Origin of the sequence: Chitinophaga sp. RCC_12, from assembly GCF_041360695.1 — a bacterium.
In the GTDB taxonomy this organism is placed as follows: domain Bacteria; phylum Bacteroidota; class Bacteroidia; order Chitinophagales; family Chitinophagaceae; genus Chitinophaga.
On the sequence record NZ_JBFUPS010000015.1, the window covers coordinates 46,568 to 63,947 of the forward strand.

At 42.7% G+C, this 17,380-nt stretch carries 25 protein-coding genes; 22 read left to right on the top strand and 3 right to left on the bottom strand.

From position 1 onward, the window contains the following. Positions 1–48 precede the first annotated feature (48 nt). Both AB6805_RS30520 and AB6805_RS30525 read right to left on the bottom strand, forming a co-directional pair. Positions 49–198 (bottom strand): hypothetical protein, encoded by a 150-nt coding sequence (locus tag AB6805_RS30520; RefSeq protein WP_370913225.1) that lies wholly within the window; start codon positions 196–198, stop codon positions 49–51. Between the two features lie 111 nt (positions 199–309). Next, positions 310–588, bottom strand: a complete 279-nt coding sequence (locus AB6805_RS30525) for a hypothetical protein (protein WP_370913226.1) — start codon at positions 586–588, stop codon at positions 310–312. 137 nt (positions 589–725) lie between these two features. Between AB6805_RS30525 and AB6805_RS30530 the strand changes: the two genes are divergently transcribed. Continuing rightward, positions 726–1,115, top strand: coding sequence for a hypothetical protein (locus AB6805_RS30530; RefSeq protein WP_370913227.1), 390 nt, complete (start codon positions 726–728; stop codon positions 1,113–1,115). A 258-nt stretch (positions 1,116–1,373) separates the two neighbouring features. On the opposite strand, the gene AB6805_RS30535 is transcribed toward AB6805_RS30530, so the two are convergent. Continuing rightward, entirely contained in the window at positions 1,374–1,613 is a 240-nt protein-coding gene (locus AB6805_RS30535; protein WP_370913228.1) for a helix-turn-helix domain-containing protein, read from the bottom strand. Positions 1,614–1,695: 82 nt separating this feature from the next. Between AB6805_RS30535 and AB6805_RS30540 the strand changes: the two genes are divergently transcribed. The 21 genes from AB6805_RS30540 to AB6805_RS30640 all read left to right on the top strand — a co-directional run bounded on the left by AB6805_RS30540 (position 1,696) and on the right by AB6805_RS30640 (position 17,377). Further along, positions 1,696–1,914 (top strand): hypothetical protein, encoded by a 219-nt coding sequence (locus tag AB6805_RS30540; protein ID WP_370913229.1) that lies wholly within the window; start codon positions 1,696–1,698, stop codon positions 1,912–1,914. A gap of 7 nt (positions 1,915–1,921) precedes the next feature. Then, on the top strand, positions 1,922–2,293 hold the full coding sequence (locus AB6805_RS30545; RefSeq protein WP_370913230.1) for a hypothetical protein: 372 nt from the start codon (positions 1,922–1,924) through the stop codon (positions 2,291–2,293). A gap of 18 nt (positions 2,294–2,311) precedes the next feature. Next, the gene (locus AB6805_RS30550) at positions 2,312–2,818 is read left to right on the top strand and encodes a hypothetical protein (protein ID WP_370913231.1); all 507 of its coding nucleotides are present in this window, start codon (positions 2,312–2,314) and stop codon (positions 2,816–2,818) included. A gap of 441 nt (positions 2,819–3,259) precedes the next feature. Next, complete coding sequence (locus AB6805_RS30555) at positions 3,260–3,652, top strand: hypothetical protein (protein ID WP_370913232.1); 393 nt, start codon at positions 3,260–3,262, stop codon at positions 3,650–3,652. Between the two features lie 4 nt (positions 3,653–3,656). Then, the gene (locus AB6805_RS30560) at positions 3,657–4,016 is read left to right on the top strand and encodes a hypothetical protein (RefSeq protein ID WP_370913233.1); all 360 of its coding nucleotides are present in this window, start codon (positions 3,657–3,659) and stop codon (positions 4,014–4,016) included. Positions 4,017–4,461: 445 nt separating this feature from the next. Next, positions 4,462–5,295, top strand: coding sequence for a terminase small subunit (locus tag AB6805_RS30565; protein WP_370913234.1), 834 nt, complete (start codon positions 4,462–4,464; stop codon positions 5,293–5,295). Continuing rightward, positions 5,282–6,853 (top strand): hypothetical protein, encoded by a 1,572-nt coding sequence (locus AB6805_RS30570; protein WP_370913235.1) that lies wholly within the window; start codon positions 5,282–5,284, stop codon positions 6,851–6,853. The genes AB6805_RS30565 and AB6805_RS30570 overlap by 14 nt, the downstream gene beginning before the upstream one ends. 11 nt (positions 6,854–6,864) lie before the next feature. Beyond that, positions 6,865–7,824 (top strand): hypothetical protein, encoded by a 960-nt coding sequence (locus tag AB6805_RS30575; protein ID WP_370913236.1) that lies wholly within the window; start codon positions 6,865–6,867, stop codon positions 7,822–7,824. Continuing rightward, entirely contained in the window at positions 7,821–8,582 is a 762-nt protein-coding gene (locus tag AB6805_RS30580) for a glycosyltransferase family 2 protein (RefSeq protein WP_370913237.1), read from the top strand. The genes AB6805_RS30575 and AB6805_RS30580 overlap by 4 nt, the downstream gene beginning before the upstream one ends. Beyond that, complete coding sequence (locus tag AB6805_RS30585; RefSeq protein WP_370913238.1) at positions 8,554–9,573, top strand: hypothetical protein; 1,020 nt, start codon at positions 8,554–8,556, stop codon at positions 9,571–9,573. The genes AB6805_RS30580 and AB6805_RS30585 overlap by 29 nt, the downstream gene beginning before the upstream one ends. Before the next feature lie 3 nt (positions 9,574–9,576). After that, a complete protein-coding gene (locus tag AB6805_RS30590) occupies positions 9,577–10,980 on the top strand; it encodes a phage portal protein (protein ID WP_370913239.1) in 1,404 nt (467 codons plus the stop codon). A gap of 49 nt (positions 10,981–11,029) precedes the next feature. After that, positions 11,030–12,043, top strand: a complete 1,014-nt coding sequence (locus AB6805_RS30595; protein ID WP_370913240.1) for a hypothetical protein — start codon at positions 11,030–11,032, stop codon at positions 12,041–12,043. 188 nt (positions 12,044–12,231) lie between these two features. Beyond that, complete coding sequence (locus tag AB6805_RS30600) at positions 12,232–12,888, top strand: hypothetical protein (RefSeq protein WP_370913241.1); 657 nt, start codon at positions 12,232–12,234, stop codon at positions 12,886–12,888. Positions 12,889–12,895: 7 nt separating this feature from the next. Next, positions 12,896–13,483 carry a hypothetical protein gene (locus AB6805_RS30605; protein ID WP_370913242.1) on the top strand — a complete coding sequence of 196 codons (588 nt, stop codon included), beginning with the start codon at positions 12,896–12,898 and terminating at the stop codon, positions 13,481–13,483. Positions 13,484–13,503: 20 nt separating this feature from the next. Next, a complete protein-coding gene (locus tag AB6805_RS30610) occupies positions 13,504–14,601 on the top strand; it encodes a major capsid protein (protein WP_370913243.1) in 1,098 nt (365 codons plus the stop codon). Next, complete coding sequence (locus AB6805_RS30615) at positions 14,601–14,921, top strand: DUF6706 family protein (protein WP_370913244.1); 321 nt, start codon at positions 14,601–14,603, stop codon at positions 14,919–14,921. Before AB6805_RS30610 ends, AB6805_RS30615 begins: the two co-directional genes overlap by 1 nt. A gap of 304 nt (positions 14,922–15,225) precedes the next feature. Continuing rightward, positions 15,226–15,741, top strand: a complete 516-nt coding sequence (locus AB6805_RS30620; protein ID WP_370913245.1) for a hypothetical protein — start codon at positions 15,226–15,228, stop codon at positions 15,739–15,741. Then, positions 15,738–16,148, top strand: coding sequence for a hypothetical protein (locus AB6805_RS30625; RefSeq protein ID WP_370913246.1), 411 nt, complete (start codon positions 15,738–15,740; stop codon positions 16,146–16,148). The genes AB6805_RS30620 and AB6805_RS30625 overlap by 4 nt, the downstream gene beginning before the upstream one ends. A gap of 30 nt (positions 16,149–16,178) precedes the next feature. Then, on the top strand, positions 16,179–16,688 hold the full coding sequence (locus AB6805_RS30630; RefSeq protein WP_370913247.1) for a hypothetical protein: 510 nt from the start codon (positions 16,179–16,181) through the stop codon (positions 16,686–16,688). Positions 16,689–16,691: 3 nt separating this feature from the next. Continuing rightward, entirely contained in the window at positions 16,692–17,204 is a 513-nt protein-coding gene (locus AB6805_RS30635; RefSeq protein ID WP_370913248.1) for a hypothetical protein, read from the top strand. A 38-nt stretch (positions 17,205–17,242) separates the two neighbouring features. Next, on the top strand, positions 17,243–17,377 hold the full coding sequence (locus tag AB6805_RS30640) for a hypothetical protein (RefSeq protein ID WP_370913249.1): 135 nt from the start codon (positions 17,243–17,245) through the stop codon (positions 17,375–17,377). The last annotated feature ends 3 nt before the right edge of the window (positions 17,378–17,380 follow it).

Consider the following 17,380-nt stretch of genomic DNA (forward strand, 5'->3'; position numbering starts at 1 on the left):
ATCATCAGAGTTAAGTAGATAGGTCCCATTATAAAAGGATTTAAAGGGTTAGTAATTATTAGACATTGAATACAGTTCTTCTTTAACCAGTTCAATCTCTTCTTTCAGTTCATCGCGAGTGGCTAACAGCTCTACCATATCATGCTCATTATCACAGTAGTCTATTTCATCATAGATCCTGCCGAGCTGATCCTGCATCTTAGAAAGTGTTGATTGAAGAGAGAGTGTCATGATCGTTTGTTTTGGGCATAGCGATAACATTACCCGGTTTAACCCGCGATGTGATCGGTATGCGTTATGTAATTGTGATTATAAACTTGCGAGCTGTCGCTGCTTCTTTGCTTTTATCCTTCGTGCCTCTTTAACTACCAGAGTCAGGGTGTCAATATTCTCTCTGTCTCCCCTTAAAGCTTCCCAAACTGATTGAACCCTGGGAGATTGAATTTTTCCTTTCCTATGCAGATCTCTACAGATACCGGCCACGTTAACACCCCTCAACACTCCACGGATTTCCTGCTCTTGTTCTGCACTTAGTTTTATCATTTTGAGACCGTATTTATACCTATTAAGTTTTTGCAGTATCTTCACTTGTCATTTTTTGGTAGCGTTGCCGTAGCTTTGCCGCCGTTGACAATACAAATATATGTCGGAAATATCAGACTAAAACAAAAGTGTCTGAAAAATCAGAAATTTAGATTTTGTTCAATAATTTGAACTTTTGTTAAATGGAATACAAAAAACAGCTTGCTGATTTAATAAAAACGGTAAAGGCTAACGCAAGGGCAACAGGAGGAAAGCTAACCAATGAGGAGATTACGCGTCGTTTGGGTAAAAAAAGCAGAACATATTTGTCGGATCTGTTAAACCCAGATGGCCCCAACGTAACACAGTCGCATATACTTGTTTTTAAACAGGTATTTGCAAATGAGCTTCAAGGGGCCACATTGCCAGCGGCGCCAAAAGACCCCCTGAATAGAGAAAGGGCTTATATCAAGACTTTGGTTCAGAGGCTTGCTTCTCTTGAGGCGAGATTGTCAAATCGGGATAAGAAGATAATTCTAACGGAGATTGAACAAGATACCATTTTAAACCTGAAAGAACTTGAGGGTCAATGATAGCTTCAGGCTTCGTGTTTGCAATCTTTTTCTTACGTGGCATAATCGGTTATTTTGAGAATGAATGGGCGCAATGGTTCAGCGGGAGGTATGTTACTAAAGGTGGACCACTACTACGCGGTGGAAATGCGCTGGGTCAAATAAAAGATTCTCATAGTGCTGAATAATTGGTCACATGGCAAATAAAGCAAATGAAAATGAGGTAGGAAAGTGTTAGATAGTTGTATATATTAAAGTAAGTTCTTATTTTACTTTGGATTAAGCACCTGGAAGAGGAAAGTCAAGAAGTTCACTGGGATGAACCCCAATACCGGCCGCAAGTTTTGCCAGTGTTGTAGCAGAGGGATCTCGCAACCCGTTTTCGTACTGGCTTATTCTGGCACGGTCGAGGTCGCATAATACCTCTAATTTGCGTAAGCTGATATTATGTTTATTGCGCAGGCGTTTTATGTTTTTCCCTAATTCGGCAAGAAATAAGTTATCCTGTTTGGTCTTCATTCTGCAAAGGAGCGGATGAAATCGAAGAAAGTGGTTATCAAATTCACCAACCACGGGGCAGGGTTTTTGCGAAACAGGGGGTATGGCTTCCCGCAAAGTGCATATCTCATTGGCCGGCAGAATAATAGCAGTAACGATAAGGCAGGTTAACACCCCTTATCCTGGTTATATTTTGGAGTACCGGCACTCATATGCCCTATTAGAAAAAAGGAACGGCCATGTGGTATTGCGTGAAGCATGGGGAAAATGGGACCTGGAGGTGCTGGATAAAGTAAGAGATAAAATTTTCAACAAAAAATAAACCCACTATGAAGAAACTGTTATTGATTTTATTTCTTGCGCCATGCGCAGCCAGCGCCCAAAAGTTTTTCGTAGAACCAACAGATAAGGGAGCGGAGAAGGTTATAATTGACAAATTAATACACGATAATCACCATGTTACGTTCAAGGTGGACTCCGCGGACTATATCATTCGGCCAAATGTAAAGAGGATGTCAATGGGAAGGGCTCGCGGCGGGATTCTTTTGATCAACGGGACGACTGGCGATGTAATCTCACAAAGCAAAGATTTATGGGGCGCTGCAAAGTTGGCAAATGGATATGATAACCCGGTTGCGGATGTATTAAAAAAGACTAGTGTAAAGTACCTTCCAAAAATGATTGAAGCACTAATCAATTAATGATCATATAGCTGTCTTATGAAAATAATTTTATTTTTATTATTAATCACACCTGTTATATTAAATGCCCAGAAGGCTAATGCCGAACCCGGATTTTATGATTTAAATGGTAATTTTATCTGCAATGACTGTAGCGTGATTGAAATATGTAATAAAAGAGGGTATAAGCATACCAACATATTCGTTTCGAAGAAAAATAGATACGCAGTGGTGATTTTTGAGAAAATAACAAATAAGCCATTATTTGTAAATGTTCAAAAATCAAGTGATGTAAAAAACGTTTTAAAGGATTTCCGTGGGCGAAATTATTATCATGATATTTCATTTTTTATGGACCTGGAGGACATGATTAAAAAACACATTTTAATTGATGGTTTCTTAATTGCCTCATTAGGTAAGCCAGGTGCGGTGTTTGAAACATCTGATGGAAATTTGAAAGTCCAGTCTTATGATTACCCAAAATTGGGTTTGACTGTTTACTTTGCCAATAGTATTGCTGTCAGATATCTCAGACGCGAGATTTAATAAAATGACCGATCAGATTAAATGATCCAAATGCAACGCCACTCAACTTACAACTAATAAAAAGGGGTTTAGTATCGGTAAGGCGGCAGCCGGTGCATTACTTACCGGAGGTATAGGTTATTGGCCGGAGGCATAGGGAGCAATAAAGTCATTATCACTTGCTTGTCCCGTGGGTACCAGTTCAAACCAGGCACGCAAAGGCATTAAAATAGAATATCTTTTGTTTACATGTGTTTATGGGTACTATTATCCAGCTTCTGTCGCTTTTACGACAATTTGTTGTACATTTGTTGTACGTTATAAGTCATCTGCACTATAATCGTTTGTAAAATCGTGCCGCTCTGGTCTCTGTGCTTCTCCCGAATAGATTTAATATGAATGGTTTTAGGGTAAATGATTGGTATACACCTTAATTTCATTACAGTATAAATTTTGCTCATTATGAGTACTACAGAAGCAAATATCAAAATTACAAGAAATGGTGATAAACTTGCTTCCATCGCTGTCTCCATGCCAGTATGGAATAAAATTAGCGATCACAATCACTTACTTATTAAGTTGCCTTTACTTGGGATAGACACTATTGCAAAAGATGAAATGGATGCCGAAAAGGCAATAGAAGAGGCAATAATCTCTTTCTGTATTGTTGCGGATAAACATGGACAGGGTATTGAGAAGGAATTGCAGGCATTAGGGTGGAAAAGTTTTTCTTGCGATAATAATGAACCCGGGCTAGAATATGATGTTCCAGAATCAGAAGATATGCTTGAAAGGCTGTTAGAAACAGGAGATAATTATGTAAATCCTCATTTATTAGTAGATATAGCTGCTTGAAAATATGTCTGATAACTTTTATCCACATGTAGACGCCGAATTTATCAAGCAGTGTGTTAGCGAAAGCGGTAGACTTGCGAATAATGGCATTGTAAAAATAGGCTCAACAATAACATTCATCATTGCCGGGAACAAAGCAATATATAAAAGGACTATATTGGTTAGAGAGTTGATTCCTGGGCAAATTTGCCTAGAGCAGGGTATTTCCATTGCAATTCGCTTTGGATTTATGGGCAAGCTGTTGGGTTGGCTCGAAAAAAATAGAAACTGGAAGGATGGCGCATATTCTGAGCCTAATATACAGTTACCTAACCATAATACTACTGATAATACCCTTGATGGAGATATAGTTGATACCAAATAAAAAATTCGATCCCGTTTTAATTGATTCCCAAAACAATATTTGCCCTGGTCTGCCAGGGCTTTTTTATACCTAAATCTTTCAAAAATACCAGTAAATTCAAATAATACTGAAGTTACGATTATATTTATATCTTTGTCTCCGTACCATAAACAGTATAGAGATGAGAAAGGGAACTGTGGTTTATAAGTACGACCGTGAGGGCAACCTCGTACATACCTACACTAGCCTCGTAAAGGCATACAAAGCGGAGCGTGTCAGCTCCTATACTCTCAAAGAGATTATAGAATCTTCTCAGTCGCTTCGCGGCTTCAGTTTCCAGTACGGGACTATCTGCAAGTGCCGGCGCCCAAACATGCAAACATCCAAACCATGGGAAAGTGTGACCGGGTTTTTTCGGATTGAAGGATGGGCTGCAGTCTTCCCATAACAGATACATCAGATATTTTTGTTGAAAATCTACAGGAAAGTGGCGTTGAAACCAGAGCAAAGGATTTTCATTAAACATTATCTAAAAAGTGGCGACCACATTGCCTCTTATATTAAAGCCGTACCAGGCACAGACCGAAAGAAAGCGGCAACCTGTGGGAAAAGGTGGTTGAAAAACCAGGAAATATCCGCAGAAATAGCGAAACATAAGCCGCAGCGAACACCCTCCATCGATGAAATCAACAACTTTCAATCTACTGGTCAATCTGAGGGAAAGGAATTAACCCCGCAAATCAAAAGATTCTGTGAGGAATACCTTGTTGATTTGAATGGCACTAAAGCAGCAATCAGGGCCAAATATTCTGAGCGTAGTGCCTCTGAACAGGCATATGACCTCCTCAGAAAACCTCAAGTACAGGATTATATTCAACAGTTGCAGCTTGCCAGATCACGGCGGACGGAGATAACGGTTGACAATGTACTCTATGAGTTGGCCTGTATCGCATTTGCCAAAGTGACCGACTTCGTGCGGGTCGAAACAAAGACCCAAGAAGAATATCACCCATTTGCCAGTAAGGAAGATGATGAGGACGATGATATTTCGGGCGAGACAATAACGACATCCTACAGGGCTGTTGACGTCTTTGAGACAGACGGTATCCCTGAAGATAAAATTAGAGCCTTAGCCAGTATTAAAATGGGTAGAAATGGCATTGAAGTAAAGCTCAACAGTAAAGAAAAAGCATTAGAACTGATAGGCCGGCATTTGGGAATGTGGAACGATAAGCTCCAAGTGAACGCTGAAGAGGAATTGAAACAGTTACTAAAAAAGGTGATGGGTGGCGCTGAGTGAGGATTTAAAACGGCAGGTGGCAGAAGTGCTTAGGAAGGGCCGGGAGGACTGGTGTTACTTCGCCAGGGTGATCATGGGGGTTAGCCTGGATCCAGAGCAGGAGGCCGTGTTAAAATCGGTGCAGTTCAACAAAATGACCTCAGTAGCCTCTGGTACCGCCCGCGGGAAAGACTTCGTAAGTGCTGTAGCTGCCTTATGCTTTCTATACAATACGCCAGTATTCAAGGGCGATGAGCTGGTAGAAAACACTAAAGTGGCACTAACGGCACCTACGGAACGCCAGGTAAAGAACATTATGATGCCCGAAATTTCAAGGATTCACCGTCGAATGGTCCGAAACGGATTTGGGTTTATGGCGGGCAGGTTAACCGCCTATGATGTGAAGATGGATAACGAGGAGTGGTTTCTTACTGGTTTTAAGGCTGATGAGCACAATCATGAATCCTGGTCGGGCTTCCATGCCGCCAATACCATGTTCGTGGTCACAGAGGCATCTGGGATACCTGAAAATGTATTTGATGCGATTGAGGGTAACCTGCAGGGAAATAGTCGGATTTTGATAGTTTTTAACCCAAATAGCAATACGGGATATGCCGCGAAATCTCAAAAATCAAAGCGATGGACAAAATTCCGATTAAATAGCCTCAATGCACCAAACGTCATTCAAAAGAAACAGATTATCCCTGGCCAGGTGGATTATGAGTGGGTAAAAGATAAGGTAGAATCTTGGTGTCAAAGGATACAAGATAGGGACTTTAACGAAGGTGAGGGTGATTTTACCTGGGAACAGGGTGTTTACCGGCCAAACGACCTATTCCGGAAGAAGGTTTTAGGTATGTTCCCTAAGGAGAGCAGCGATGCACTGATTCCAGGCCATTGGATCGAGCTGGCAAATCAGCGATGGAAAGAGCATAATCAGAACGGCTTCCCAATACCGCCAGTATTGCGACTGGGCGTGGACGTTGCCGGCATGGGTCGGGACAGCTCATGTTTCTGCCCGCGCCATGATGATTATGTGGCTTTGTTCGAGATGGTGCACAGTGGTGGTAAGGCGGAGCACATGAAGATTGCCGGCATCACAGTAAATAAGCTGAAAGGGCATGAAGACAAGTTCTCAGGAAAAAAGTCAAAGGCGTTTGTCGATACAATCGGAGAGGGCGCTGGCGTATTCTCCCGCCTTGAAGAGCTGAATATACCGGGTGTTTATTCCTGTAAATACAGCGAAGCTGCAGAGGATTCAGGAGGAAAGCCACTAACCGACATAACCGGCATCTACACCTTTGCCAACATGCGGGCTTATCTCCACTGGGCCGTTCGCGATTGGTTAGATCCAGCAAAAAAGAGCAAGGCTATGCTACCGCCTGATGATGAATTGTTCGCCGAATTAACAGAAGCGACATGGAAATTTCAAAGTAATGGCCGGATTATCATTGAGCCGAAGGATGATATCAAAAAGAGATTGGGTAGATCTCCGGATAAGGCAGATTCCCTGGCAAATACATTTTATCCAGAAGGGCAAGAAGCGGTTGTGCAAAACCTTTCTGGAATGTTCTTTTAAAAACTCATTTTATGGAGAATAACGAACGTTTCCCTGGCAATGATATCCATCACACTGCGGTGATCGGACCCAATGTATATATGGGTACCGGCAACTATATTGGACCCTACTGCGTAATTGGATTCCCCGGAGAGCACCGGGAGAAATGGGGCAAAGATGAGGGCGTATCGATAGGCAATAATAATACTTTTACAGGCCATGTGACCATTGATGCCGGTATCGATCGGCCCACCGGAGTAATGAACAACACGTTCCTAATGAAGCACTCCCACGTTGGTCATGATGCCATAATTTGCAGTCGTGCTACTATATCCTGTGGCGCAAAGATTGGAGGGCATACTTACATCGGGAAAGATGTGAATGTTGGTCTCAATGCGATAATTCATCAAAACCATACTATTATTGACTGGTGTATGATAGCCATGGGCGCCGTTGTTACGCTTAAATGCCAGACCCGTGAAGGGTACATGTATGCGGGCAACCCAGCGACTGAAAAGGGACCAAACAAGAAAGCCCCGAAATACTTGTTCTCAGAAGGGGAGTTGGCAGGGTCTATAGTTAAGTGCAGATGTACAACATCAATTGAACAGCATTTGGCCTCTGTTAAGTTAATCCCTGAAATCAAGGAGTCGGAGACATGTTTGCCAGGATCATATCAAACGGGTGTTATTTTACCCACATGCCACCCTTACGCCACCGCACCAAACAGAGTAAAATTACCTATCTCCGTTATAGATACCAAGCAAGTAGAACTTGGCATAGATAACCCGGAAGAGGCGGAGCTGATGGGCTATTTTGATGTAGATCACATCATTGTAGTTCGTGAGGCCCATGATGACTCTTTGGGGCATTCGCCGATAAATGCAGAGGCTACAATGATCCATTTAACATCAGGGGATACCTTCTTTATTCCAATGCACATCGACGAGGTACAGGGATTAATTGACAATGTTGATAAACAAAACACATGAGAGTAGCAGTACTGATGCTCAGTTATGAGCGATACGATACATTGAAACAGATATTGGAACATAATATGAACAATGCAGGTTACCCATTTGACCTGTTTGTGTGGGACAATGGAAGTAAGGACGAAAGGGTGATTCCGCTACTCGATTCAGTGGCTAAAATAGTCTGGAAGTGTGATCGAAATTATGGGATTGCGGCTCCATTCAACGTAATGATTGACCATTGTTATAGGTGCGGGTACGATGCTTTCCATGTCATGGCGAATGACATCTTCGAGCCGTCTAATTGGCTTGCGGATAAGATCCGATATTTAGCTGGCATCCCAATGTCTGGTATGATCAGTATTTGCCCAGGTGAAATGCCATACTTGCCAAGCTATCTATCAATGGATTTACCATGCCACATGGGCGATGTTATCGGTCAGTTCATGATCAGCAGGCGGGTATATGAAAAAGTTGGTGGGTTTAACGAGGAGTTTGGCAACTATGGACCTATTGATAATGACTATAATGCCCGCTGCGCCGTTTCCGGTTTTGTAAACTACTACATCCCAGGTCAGTCGCAGCACATAGACAGCTCGCCAGCAGATCTATATGGGTACGATAAGGCAGCAGCAGTGGCGAAAACATGGCCCATTCATGAGGCAAACGTTAGAAAGTATAGTGAGAACCCGGAAAGCGCTTACATCCCAGTGGATGGAGAGTGTATTGTGAATATGAAACAGTTTTGGAATGGTGAAGGTATTGGGGCTTCAGAATGATAAATCTGGGTGTGATTACCACCGGGTCATACTACCTTTTCAATATGGCTGTGACTATATTGATAATACCGGATTCGTGGGAAAAGAAACAATAGAAGATTTACTACAGGCGGCGGACGCGGTGACATGGAACCGTATATTCCCGTTCGGGGGGATATCAATTAACCAGGTAAAGAAGCAATATGGCTGTAAGGTTATTATTGATCTTGACGATTATTGGCATTTGTACCCCAAGCACTACATGGCAGCGCACTATCAGCGCAATTCAATACCAGCAAAGACTGTTGAGGCAATCCGACTTGCAGATACGGTTACAGTCACAACGGCGCGGCTTGCGGATAAAGTGAAAGAATACAATAGGAATGTTCATGTGATACCAAATGCGCTGCCATTTGGACATGGACAATTCGCTCCAGGAGAAAAAATAGGATCATCTAGATACCGGTTTCTTTACCCCTGCCAGCTATCTCATCTTTATGACGCCGGTATCCTAAAAGGCCCATTGCAGCGCGTTGCATCGGAAAACCGTAAGGATATTGGGTTTACATTAGCAGGATATAAAACATTCGATAAATCAGGTATTTGGGCTAAAATAGACCATATTTTCGCCCGATCACCCAACTATACCAGAATTGAACAGTTGCCGCTGGATGAATATATGCGAATATATGATCATGTAGATGCCGTACTGGTACCGCTTGAAAACAACACATTCAACCATCATAAATCAAACCTAAAGCTCTTAGAGGCAGCAACCAGGAAGCTGCCGGTAATCTGCCAGAAAGTGCCGCCTTACTCCGATTCCGACGCCCCTGTTTTGTGGGTGGAGCGACAATCAGATTGGTATAAGCATATTCGGTACCTGGCTGGGAATCCTAATGCAGGAATAGAGATGGGGGAGAGGCTTTACGAATGGGCCTTGACACGCCACAATTTATTTGACCATAACAGATACAGGTTTGAACTTTACGGGCACATTGTTAACAGTTGACCCATGGAGTTAGAAGAATTACAGGCATTGATAGCCGGTAACTATGATGATGTAGTAAAGCAATTTACAGCTGTAAAGCCAACCAAAAAAGTATCTTCCGCAGATGCCCTAAGGCAGCTGGATCCAACACAGCACCAGGTAACGGACCAAACGGCGCGGCCCAACAAGATTAAAACCACCAAGGACGCCAACGGCAACCCAGTAACAGGTGTAGTGAATGTTGCCCGTTTGCCTATTCCATTTCAGAAAATTATTGTTAGCCGTGCGGCAGCATTTTTATGCGGGAATCCTATCAAAATGGATGCGCAGCCAATTGATGAAGGTCAAACAGGGCTACTGCAGGTGATTCAAAAAACATGGGACGATAATAAGTTGGACTATGAATCCATGGGATTAGCTGAGTTTATGATGTCCGAAACGGAGTGCGCGGAACTTTGGTATGTTATTGATGCGCCTGAAGAGTATTGGCAAAACACAGCTAATGAAGGGGCAAAATTCCGTCTAAGAATGCGAGTTCTTGCTCCTTCACTTGGCGATACACTATACCCCGTTTTCGATACCACAGGCGACATGATAGCCTTTGGTAGAGGATATTTCATAAAAAATGGCGATAAAACCGTTGAACATTTTGATGTTTATACGGACACAGACATCATCACAGCTGTTAAGGAAAGCGGATGGGTCGTAACGCCTGTTAAAAACCCCCTTAATAAAATACCGGTTGTTTATTATTCTCAGCCCCTTCCCGAATGGGAAGATGTAGAGCCGCTCATCGAACGGTTTGAAACTAGCATAAGTAATAATGCAGATACGAATGATTACTTCGGTAGCCCCATCCTCACTGTAGAGGGTCAGGTGCAGGGGTTTTCCGATAAGGGCGAACAGGGTAAGATCATACAGTTGAATAATGGTGCCAAAGCCGCGTATTTAACCTGGCAACAGGCCCCGGAAGCCATAAAGTTGGAGAACGAAACATTAATGAAGCTTATTTATAGCATGACCGACACGCCTAACATATCCTTTGAGGAAATGAAGTCTCTTGGTGTATTCTCCGGCATTGCCCTAAAGATGCTCTTCCTTTCTCCCCACCTAAAGGCTGCTCGGAAAGAGGGCATTTTCGGCAAGGGGATCCAGCGGCGTATAAACTTTCTCAAAACAGCAATGTCAATTGTAAATGTGAAGTTTCAAGCTGCTCTCGCACTCACTATTAAGCCCGTATTCGAGTACTATTTGCCCCAGAATCTATTGGAGACTATGCAGGTACTCACTGAAGGGGTACAGCCAGGAACGGCAATTATGAGCCAGGAAACAGCTGTAAGGAATAATCCACTGGTCACCAACCCAGATGCTGAGCTTGAGTTAATGAAGAAAGAAGGAACACTGGGGTCTGAATTACAAACCGCCTGATAATATTTTACCATACTGGACCGGTAGTGTCTTTTAAAATGAGGTAAAAATGAATCAATGGAAATCTATTGAGGCTATTACAAAAAGGTATAATCAGCTCTTAAATCTCTTGCAAAACAAGTTAAAGCAGGAGATGGATATCATTCTGTATCGACATACATTCGATATTTCTAAAGCGATATCAACAATCAACTTCAAAAACACAAGGTTTTCTTTTCTCAAATACCCAGCCCTTGAAAAACGCATTGATGCAATATTGTCTAAGATGCATACGAATATCGAAACCGCACTGGTAAATGGAATAAATAGCGCCTGGACTCTCTCCGACCAAAAAAACGTCGTCTTTCTTGATCAGAGATTCAATAAGCCTGATTTGCTACCTAAGTATAAGAAAATACTTTACGATAGTAATAAGTCGGCCCTAAATAAATTCATAAATAGGACGGAGGATGGGTTAAATCTATCAGATAGAGTGTGGAACATCGCGGATCAGTACAAAAAGGAGGTTGAATATGGGCTTAAACAGGGCATCGGCAGGGGGCAGCCAGCAAGAGAATTGCAAAAGACTCTACATAATTACCTATTAAGCCCGAAAGGGGCCCCGTCTCCTGGCAGAGGGGTCTACAGAAGCCCAGCAAAGAATGCCTTTAGGCTCACTCGAACAGAAACTAACATGGCATATCGAACAGCAGACTATGAAAGGTGGGCATCGCAGCCATTCGTAGTTGGAGTTGAAGTTGTGCTGTCAAATAACCACCCAGATTACGATATCTGCGATGAACTTGCAGGCAAATACCCTAAAAACTTTCTATTCCGGGGGTGGCATCCTCAATGCCGCTGCCACACACAGCCTATTTTGATCTCAGCCGATGAAATGGATAAATACGAAGATCAAATACTCGGTATAGGCAAATGGGACGGGAAAAGCGAGAACCAGATAGATGAGGCGCCTACCGATTTTTTACAATATCTGCGTGAGAATAAGGAGAAGATTAACAGGCTATCAAATACACCATATTGGGTGAAAGATAATACAGAATATATGTCCATTTTAAGCAGATAATTCGACGCTTTTTTATTCACAAAATAATTTTGGTAATTACTTCCGTAACAGATAAATAAAATAGTTTTGCTTCAGAACGAATCAAAAAACATTGTTTGTTAACCCCTTTTTTCTCTCTCTTTAAAACCTGCAATGGGTTTTGATTCCTCTTTAAGACAGTGCATTGTTAACCAAATGATCTTTCACAAATGAAGGAAAAGATTTTAGCAGAACTGGGTAAAAAATATCCAGGGCTGTCCAAATTATTTCTGGGATTTTTTGCCGATAAAATGGCTACAAAAATAACAGAAGAATCTGCAATAGAGGGGGCCGTGGCCGAACTCGAAAAATTACCTGTTTCTCTCGCTGACATGGCTGCCGAATATCAAAAGGAAGGGGACCGTAGGGTAACCGATGCTGAAAAGACATTCAAAGCCAAAAAAGAAAAAGAAAGCGAGGAAAAGGATAAATCCAAAGAAAAGGAAAAAGAAAAAGAGGGTGGTGATGATCCTATTGCCAAACTCACATCCATGGTAGCAAACCTTACAACAGAACTCACCAACTACAAAAAAGAAGGTACACAGAAATCGCTTTCACAAAAACTCAGCGAGAAGCTGGCTGAAAAGAAAATACCAGCACTGCTTGCAAAAGGCAGGGTGGTTGAATCGGAAGAGGAACTGGATACCGTTGTGGCAGAAATTGAGGCCGACCACACCACGTATAAGCAGGGCCTGATTAATGAGGAACTGAAGGGTGGCAAACCGCCGGCAGGTGGAGTGACTGTAGATGCTGCCAAGACAAAGGTAGAGGCGGACATCGGCTCATGGGCTGATAGTCATAAGCCTATTGATTCACAAAAAAAATAAATGAACCGTGGGTTTAAAAATAACTAAAGAAGTTGTTTCCTCTGGTGCCCCAGTTTTTCAGAAGGTGATCGAAACCGCACGCGGTGGATTCACGCTGGACACTACTGGGCTCACATCTGGAGCCACTATCCCCGGCGGTACGCCAATCGCTTACGATGAATCAACACGTAAGGCAAAGGTGCTAAAGACCGCCGAGGTGGTAGAAAATGCTGGCGGAAGCGCAACAGCGTATAAGATAAAAAAAGGGTCATTGTTTTCTGTTGGCGACTATATCGGAAATGTAAAAGGCGGTAAGGCTTATGCTATTACTAGTATTGACGCTTCCGGCTCTAGCGACTATGATGTGCTGAATGTGGGAACTTCTATCGGAGCAGTGAATGCAGGCGATGGAGTTTTCCAATCCAGTGCAACCGGCGCAACATCTGCTGCATTAGCCGTAACACCGCAGGGCTTACTGTATCAGGATGGCACAGTAGGTCTTAATGAAGACCTGTCCGTTGTGATCAGAGGTACCGTTTATGCAAGGCGGGCACCAGGTGCGACAGCTGATATTAAATCAGTACTCCCTCTCATCATTTTTTCAAACTCATTCTAAACCATAGGAGGAACTAAGAAATGGCAAAATTAAAATCAATCTTCGGTAATTATGCTGATAGTATGCAGCTGATGATCGATCGCAGCCAGGACAGATTCGCCCCTACCTGGTTTCAGAATTATTTTGGTTGGGCTCCGCCTCAGATGAGTCTTTCCTACACTTCCATCATTGGCGCTACCAGATTGGAGGCAGCTGCTTCTATTGTTAGCAGAGATTCAGAAACCCCTTTAAGGGCGCGTGCAGACCTAGCAAAAATGACAGGTAATATTCCTGCCATTAAGGAAATGTACAAAATGACGGAGGATGACTACCGCGATTATCTGGTTATGCAGAGTATGCCGGTTGCCGATACAATCAAGCGCGATCAAATGTTGGATTTTATCTTTAATGATACATTGAAGGTGGGTACCGCAGCAATGAAACGGCTTGACTTCATCACACTTCAGGCTGTTTCTACTGGTAAGGTGGATATCTCTATCACAAACAATCCTGATGGTATTGTATTGAGCGAACCGCTTGATTTGTTGATGCCATCTGGCAATAAATCTCAAGCCGCTGTTACTTGGGCAGATGCAACCAACTCCAAACCAATTACAGATATTCAGAATAAGACGAAGGCGGCAAAGGATCTTGGTAGATCAATTGCAAAAATTCTCATGTCAGACACCCTTTGGGCAAAATTCAAAGCCTCAAAAGAGGTGATTGATACTATGCAAGCATATTATTATGCTGCAAAACCCGGAGGCGGTATTAATCCTGTCGCAATAACAACCCTCGATAATATCAATAACTTCTTATCAGCTAACAAGCTGCCAATTATCGAAGTTGTTGATGAGGTGATTGGTATTGAAAAAGATGGTAAAATAAGCGCAATGCGCCCGTTTTCTGATGAGAATGCAGTTTTTATTCCTGCCGGCCAATTAGGTTTAATCAAAAATGCTATTGCCATCGAACAGGTAAAACCGGTATCCGGCGTGAGCTACGCTTCATACCAGAGGGCGTTAATTTCCAAGTGGTCCGATAATGAACCTTTTGGCGAATGGACAAAATCTGAGCTGAATGCGTTCCCGTCCCTGGACGCTATTGATGGAATTTTCTTACTGGAAGCGGTCTACTAATGACTAATCAGGAATACTTAAATACCATACTTGGAAAATTTGGGGTATCCCCCGATGAAATAATCCTGATCATGTTGAAGCGAGGCATAGATCCAAACGGAGAGGTTACTGGCCCCGCGGACATTGCAATCCTCGAAAAGGCTATGTATTACCAGATTCCATTATTGCTTGCAGGTGCTCAGGATGTAACAGAAGGGGGATATTCTATAAAATGGAACCTGGATGGGTTAAAGATTTGGTATTCCGCATTGGCGAGAGAACTGGGGCTTCCTGATGATTTATTCCCCAGACCAACTGTTACTGGTATAAGGCCATGGTAATTCAATACCCACATATTTTAACAGTGAAATTTGTAACCGACGGTAGCCGTGATACTGAGGGTAATTGGATACCTGGTAATGAAGTTACGAGGACTGAAATATGCAGGGCAGAGCCTAATCAAAGGCAGTCATACCAGATAACTGGTATTGATGGGATTAAAATTCAGTTCGATTGGACTGTTTTCATGCCCCTTCGAGTTGCTGTAATGCCGATTGGATCAGATGTTTCAGTTTCTTGGAATGGAAATATTATAGCCGCAGGTAAGATTATTCGTTTTTCGAACGGCCAGTTAAATACCAGGTTATGGTTGTAGGAGTAAGGCCTCGGTTTACAAACGCGCAAATACGTGAGATATTTACGGATCGCCTTAAAAGGATAGATATAGCAATTATATCACGCCTTCAGTACATAGGGGAAGCATTCGTAAAAAATGCCAGACAGAAAGCCGATTTCACAGACCGAACAGGCAATTTGCGCAATTCAATAGGGTATGTCATACTGAAGAATGGGGTGCAGTTGTATGAAAATTTCCGAAGATCGGCAAGTGTTGAGGTCACAGTAACAGCTGGCCAAAACAGAGGCGGGAAGAGAAGAACAAAAGGCAGTACGGATGGTGTTCAAATCGGAAAGGATTTTGCCGAAGAAACATCCAAAAAGTTTACCAATGGATATGTTCTTATAGTAGTTGCGGGGATGGACTATGCTGCAGCCGTTGAATCTAAAGGATATGATGTTATTACGGCCTCCAGTATTACAGCTAAAAGAGATCTTCAAAATGCAATTACTGCACTCAAACAGAAGATAACAAAAATGAGATGACAACAACATTAGAGGCAGTTGACTCTGTTTACCATAAATTGGCCGTAGGCATATTGCCTGGCACTATTACCGGTGGCTTGTACAAAGAAAATAGGCCTACAAACTCGAAAAGCGAGGATGTTGTCATCAACTCATTGTCTATAAATTCAGAACAGCTTCAGGAAGGCATATTAAACGTGAATATACATGTGCCAAACTTAATCATTTCGGTTAATAGTATTCAAGACAATAGTCAGCCTGATTTTGTAAGGCTCAAAACATTGACAGCACTTGCAATATCTGATTTAATAGATGTATGGACAGGAAATATACACTATACTGTTCAGCAACACGCATTGTTTAGTGACAACGAGCTTAACGAGCATTACTCAAACATTCGGTTGGAGTTTTACTCAACCAATATATAATTTTTGTTAACCCAATAATTTGTTTAACCCATGGCAGTAGCAAAAGCCCGTATTGGCTTATCTAAGATAGAGTTTGGTGATGTTGCCGGAGATGGCGGCATGGGGACCGTCCTTGCCGAATTTGGCGCAACGGTATCTCAGACTGCAGTTCTGGCAAATGAGTCACCAACTGTGACAGATTTCCCAATCGAAGAACAAAGTGCGCCATTTTATAGCGTATCCATTGATGGTAAAACGACCCTCGCATGGAGCTCTTATAATGTTGAGCCGGCATCTTTGGTATTAGTGAAAGGCGGCACGGTTACAACCGACGCTAGCGGCACAACCTGGAATGCTCCCAATGAGACGCCAAATATGGAAAAATCCCTGAAGGTTACAATGAAAGACGGAACCGTTGTCCAGGTACCTCGTGGTAAAATAGATGCCGTTTTTCAATGGAATTTCCAGAAGGACAAACTGGCGCAAGTGGATTTGACATATACCATTTTGCTTCCAGAAAAAGCAAATACCCCGATGCTGTCAATCAAAACACCACTTTAAGGTATGATAGACGAAAAGGAAATATTATCAGCGTCTGCTGATTCCCTTTTGGACAACTCAGTGCAGTTTGAAGTTGATGTGATGAATCCCAAATGGTGGGAGCGGATAGCGATAAAATTTGGCTGGTTGCCGGCTAAGAAGACATTCAATATCCGCCCCACTACTCTGGGGAATATGATACGAATCTCAAAACTACTGTTGTCCATCAATGTAGATAGCTACCGGCAGTCAGGTTCTCCTTTGGACGCCAGCTACCAGGTATATGATGCTCATGGTAGGGTTTTGGCAGAAGTGATTGCAACTGCAATTAGCAACAGCAAGAGAGGGCCGACAAACAAACTGGTTGATTTTATCCAAGACAATCTTTCTGCAGCTGAACTGCTCTCTTTGGTGTCCATAGTGCTGAAGAAGCTGGATGTCATGAATTTTATGACTACTATCATCTCCATAAGAGGGATGAGCCTACTAAATCCAGGGGGGACAATAGCCTCTGGGGAACCATTGGAGGGATTGTAAAGTATTTCCGATTCACATACGATGCGGTATTATGGGAAATGAGCTGGCCAAACATAATGATGCTGGCCGCTTCTATTCCCAGTTACGAAAAGGATAAAGATGGAGACGGTGTAGATAACACACCCATTAAGGACCTCGGTGGGAAAGAACTTGCCGGTTTTTTAGGACTCTAAAAT